The 4,246-nt window shown below is 62.5% G+C and carries 5 protein-coding genes and 1 pseudogene; 4 read left to right on the forward strand and 2 right to left on the reverse strand.

The features are described from left to right. Together ACIQ47_RS14860 and ispF are read left to right on the forward strand one after the other, a co-directional pair. Nucleotides 1-86 (forward strand): annotated as a pseudogene (locus tag ACIQ47_RS14860) (2-C-methyl-D-erythritol 4-phosphate cytidylyltransferase); the annotation flags it as partial. Then, on the forward strand, nucleotides 83-565 hold the full coding sequence (ispF, locus tag ACIQ47_RS14865) for a 2-C-methyl-D-erythritol 2,4-cyclodiphosphate synthase (RefSeq protein ID WP_396438839.1): 483 nt from the start codon (nucleotides 83-85) through the stop codon (nucleotides 563-565). The pseudogene ACIQ47_RS14860 and the gene ispF, both read left to right, overlap by 4 nt. A 25-nt stretch (nucleotides 566-590) precedes the next feature. Here ispF and mog read toward each other — a convergent pair whose 3' ends face one another. Together mog and yjgA are read right to left on the reverse strand one after the other, a co-directional pair. Beyond that, nucleotides 591-1,187, reverse strand: a complete 597-nt coding sequence (gene mog / locus ACIQ47_RS14870; protein WP_396438840.1) for a molybdopterin adenylyltransferase — start codon at nucleotides 1,185-1,187, stop codon at nucleotides 591-593. Continuing rightward, on the reverse strand, nucleotides 1,180-1,836 hold the full coding sequence (gene yjgA, locus ACIQ47_RS14875) for a ribosome biogenesis factor YjgA (protein ID WP_396438841.1): 657 nt from the start codon (nucleotides 1,834-1,836) through the stop codon (nucleotides 1,180-1,182). Before yjgA ends, mog begins: the two co-directional genes overlap by 8 nt. A gap of 22 nt (nucleotides 1,837-1,858) precedes the next feature. Between yjgA and pmbA the strand changes: the two genes are divergently transcribed. Continuing rightward, entirely contained in the window at nucleotides 1,859-3,361 is a 1,503-nt protein-coding gene (gene pmbA, locus ACIQ47_RS14880; RefSeq protein WP_296293702.1) for a metalloprotease PmbA, read from the forward strand. 13 nt (nucleotides 3,362-3,374) lie between these two features. Next, on the forward strand, nucleotides 3,375-4,246 hold an 872-nt coding region (locus tag ACIQ47_RS14885), incomplete at its 3' end, for an EamA family transporter (RefSeq protein ID WP_396438842.1).

The following is a 4,246-nucleotide window of genomic DNA, read 5'->3' on the forward strand; positions in this document are numbered from 1 at the left end:
TGGTGCCCGGCTCGGCCCAAAATTTGAAAGTCACTTACCCAGCCGACTTCGCGTTTGCCGAGGCGGTTTTGAAAGGCAGAACATGAACATCCGCATTGGCGAAGGCTGGGACGTGCATGCCCTGGTGCCTGGGCGCAAGCTGATTTTGGGCGGGGTGGAGATTGCGCACAGCGCAGGCCTGTTGGGCCACTCAGACGCCGATGTGCTGCTGCATGCCATCACCGATGCGGTGCTGGGGGCGGCGGGCTTGGGCGACATTGGGCGCCACTTTCCGGACACGGATGCGCAGTTCAGGGGAGCCGATTCATCGGTGTTGCTGGCCGAGGCCATGCGCCGCGTGCGCGCGCAAGGTTGGGAGCTGGTGAACGTGGACAGCACCATCGTGGCGCAAGCGCCCAAACTGGCCCCGCACATGGCGGCCATCAACGCGGGCGTGGCGCGGGCGTTGGGCGTGCAGGCAGATCAGGTGAATGTGAAGGCCAAGACCGCAGAAAAGCTGGGGCCGGTGGGCATGGGCCAAAGCATCGAGGCGCGGGCCGTGGCTTTGCTGCACAAGCCATCTTGAGGGCACTGCAGACCGAGCCCCGCGTTCAGCGAGGTGGCCGTATGGCGGTTTTGGGCCTGAACGCCTGGCACACCTCGGCGCGGGTTTGCATGTAAGGCCCGCCGATCAAATCCACGCAATAAGGCACAGCCGCAAAAATGCCGTGCACCACGGCTTGGCCATCGGCGTCTTTCAGACCTTCCAGCGTTTCGGCAATGGATTTGGGCTGGCCGGGCAGGTTGATGATCAGGCTTTGGCCCCGGATCACGGCCACTTGGCGCGACAGGACGGCGGTGGGTACAAATTTAAGGCTGATCTGGCGCATTTGCTCGCCAAAACCGGGCATTTCCTTGTCCGCCACGGCCAGGGTGGCTTCGGGCGTGACATCGCGCAGGGCCGGGCCGGTGCCGCCGGTGGTCAGCACCAAGCTGCAACCGGCATCGACCAACTCGATCAGGGTGGCACTGATGCGGTCTTTTACGTCGGGGATCAGGCGCGGCTCAAACGTGATGGGGTTGTGCAGCGCACGGGTCAACCAGTCTTGCAATGCAGGCAAGCCTTTGTCTTCGTACACACCGGTGCTGGCCCGGTCGCTGCAGGACACGATGCCGATCTTGATCGGGTCAAACTGGGATTCACTCATCTTCGGTCTCGTCGGGGGTGTCTTCACTTTCGCCGCCGGTGAGCACGCTGCGCACCAGCTTGAACAGTTCGCGGTAAGCGCGGCCTTGGCGGGGGGCCAAGCCTTGTGAAACGGCTGCGTTGCTCACGGGCACCGCGTCCTTGCGTGCTTGGCGCACCAAGGCGCGCAGCTGCTGCATGTCGGTTTGAGGGTGGTGCGCGATCCATTCGCCCACGGCCTCGTCATCGGCGATCAGGCGGTCGCGCCAGGCTTCGGCCAGGTGCAGGGCTTGGGTGTCTTTGGCACTGCCCAGGCGCTGGATGTCCAGGGCCTCGCGCACGGTCTGCAAAATTTCAGGGCTGAGCAGGCGCATTTGCTTGCCAATGAACTGCATTTGGCGGCGCTTGCCTTCAAAGTTGGTGATGCGCTTGGCTTCGGCCAGGCCATCCACCAGTTTGTCAGGCAGGGCCAGGCCCTCCATCAGGTCTTTGCGCAAAGTCAGCAGATCGGTGCCAAGGTCTTGCAATTCGGTGCTTTCACGCTTGAGTTCGGTGCGGCTGGGGCCGTCGAGCCCGCCTTTGAGCTCGCGCTTGTACTCCAGGTCCAGCTCGCTGCCTTCGGCAACAAATTGACCGCGCACGAAGTAGCCTTTTTTGGGTTTACGGGACATGAATGGGGGAACTCGTTTTCAGATGCAGCGCTGGGGCTGGGTGGCAAGTATCATAGCGGCCACTGCGGGCCTGGTGCCCGCCATTTTTTTCGAGACCCTCCTCGTGAATATTTCTGTGAAAAGCGCCGTGAAAAAAAACGCCCCTGCCCCCGCCTCCCATGCACACGCCCACGACGGCTTCAGCTACTCGCGTGATCATTTTGAGGGGTTGGTCGACATCGCCCTGCACCACGCCAAAAAACTGGGGGCCACCAACGCGGGGGCCGAAGCGTCGGAAGGTTGCGGCCTGTCGGTCAGTGTGCGCAAAGGCGAGCTGGAAAACGTGGAGCGCAACCGCGACAAATCGCTGGGTGTGACGGTCTATGTGAAGCACCGCCGGGGCAATGCCAGCACTTCGGATTTTTCCAAAGCCGCGATCGAGCGCACGGTGCAAGCAGCTTTCGACATTGCCCGCTTCACGGCCGAAGACCCCACGGCCGGTTTGCCCGACGAAGCCGACATTGAAACGAACCACCGCGACCTGGACTTGTTTCACCCGTGGTCCATCAACAGCGAAGAAGCCGCCCGCATCGCCTTGCAATGCGAGGCCGCCGCGCTCAAAACCAGCCGCCGCATCACCAACAGCGACGGCGCTGCCGTGTCGGCCCAGCAAAGCCATTTCTTCAGCGCCCACACGCACGGTTTTCGCGGCGGTTATGCCAGCTCGCGCCACAGCGTTTCGGTGGCCCCGATTGCCAAGCTGCCCGGGCGCAACGCCGAAATGCAGCGCGACGCTTGGTACACCTCGATGCGCTCAGCCGAAGAGTTGGCCTCGGTCGAGGCTGTGGGCCGCTATGCCGCCGAACGCGCCTTGTCGCGTTTGGGGGCCCGCAAGATTGCCACCACCGAATGCCCCGTGTTGTTCGAGTCGCCCGTGGCCGCTGGCTTGCTGGGTGGTTTTGTGCAGGCCGTGAGCGGCGGGGCGTTGTACCGCAAGAGCAGCTTTTTGCTGGACTCTTTGGGCAAAAAGGTGTTCCCCAAGCACATCGACATCGAAGAAGACCCGTTTGTGCTGCGCGGCAAAGGCAGCTCGCCTTTTGACGACGAAGGTGTGCGCTCGGTGCGCCGCAAAGTGGTCAAAGGCGGACGGGTGGAGGGCTATTTCCTCTCCAGCTATTCGGCCCGCAAGTTGGGCATGAAGACCACCGGCAATGCGGGTGGCTCGCACAACTTGGCCATGACGTCTCGCCTGACCCAAGCGGGCGACGACCTGAACGCCATGATCCAAAAGCTGGGCACCGGCCTGTTTGTGACGGAGTTGATGGGCCAAGGCGTGAACTACGTGACAGGCGACTATTCACGCGGGGCCAGCGGCTTTTGGGTGGAGAACGGCCAGATCGCCTACCCGGTGCACGAGATCACCATCGCGGGCAACCTCAAAGACATGTTTCTGGGCATCGAGGCGGTGGGCTCGGATGCTTACAACATGGGTGCCAAATCCACAGGCTCTATCTTGGTCAACCGCATGAAGTTGGCGGGCAGCTAAGGTCTGCTGCGCTGTGCAGGCAGAACTTTTGGCGGCGCTGGCCGCTTTGTCTTGGGCGGTGGGCAGTTTGTTTTCTGCCGCCGCTTCAAGCCGCATGGGCGCGTTTGCGTTCACCCGCTGGCGCTTGTTTTTTGCCCTGACCTTGCTGTGGGCCTTGGCCGCGTTCACCGGGCAGTGGCGCAGCCTCGATGGCGCGAGCGTGGGCTTGCTGGCTTTGTCCGGCTTGATTGGTATCTTCATTGGCGATACGGCCCTGTTTGCCTGCATGAACCGGCTGGGGCCACGCCGCAGTGGCGTGCTGTTTGCCACGCACGCCATTTTTTCGACCATGCTGGCTTGGTTGTTTCTGGGGGAGACCCTGTGGGGCTGGACTTTGGTGGGCGGCAGCTTGTTGGTCTCGGGCGTGATGGTGGCGATTGTGTGGGGCCGCCGCGAAAGCGAAACCCATGTTTGGGAAAACACCCAAGGGTCTTTGTGGACGGGTATTTTGCTGGGGTTGCTGGCTGCCGCCAGCCATTCGGCCGCGACCTTGATGATCAAGCCTTTGATGGTGGCAGGGGTGGACGCGGTGTCTGCTTCGGCCGTGCGCACATCGGCCAGTTTTCTGGCGCACTTGGCGCTGCTGTGGGCAGGGGCCAAAGTGGCACGGCTGCAAAACCCGTTGAACCCCAAAATCTTGTTCAATACGGCGGCCAGTGCGGTGGTGGCGATGGCCTTGGGCATGACGCTGGTGTCTCAGGCCCTGAAAACGGGGCAGGCCAATTTGGTGGGAATTTTCTCGTCGCTCACCCCGATCTTATTGCTGCCGCTGCTGTGGGTGATTTACCGCCGCCACCCCGCTTGGGGGGCTTGGGCTGGGGCGGTGATGGCGGTGGCCGGGGCGGC

It is taken from the genome of Limnohabitans sp. (assembly GCF_044373035.1).
In the GTDB taxonomy this organism is placed as follows: domain Bacteria; phylum Pseudomonadota; class Gammaproteobacteria; order Burkholderiales; family Burkholderiaceae_C; genus Limnohabitans_A.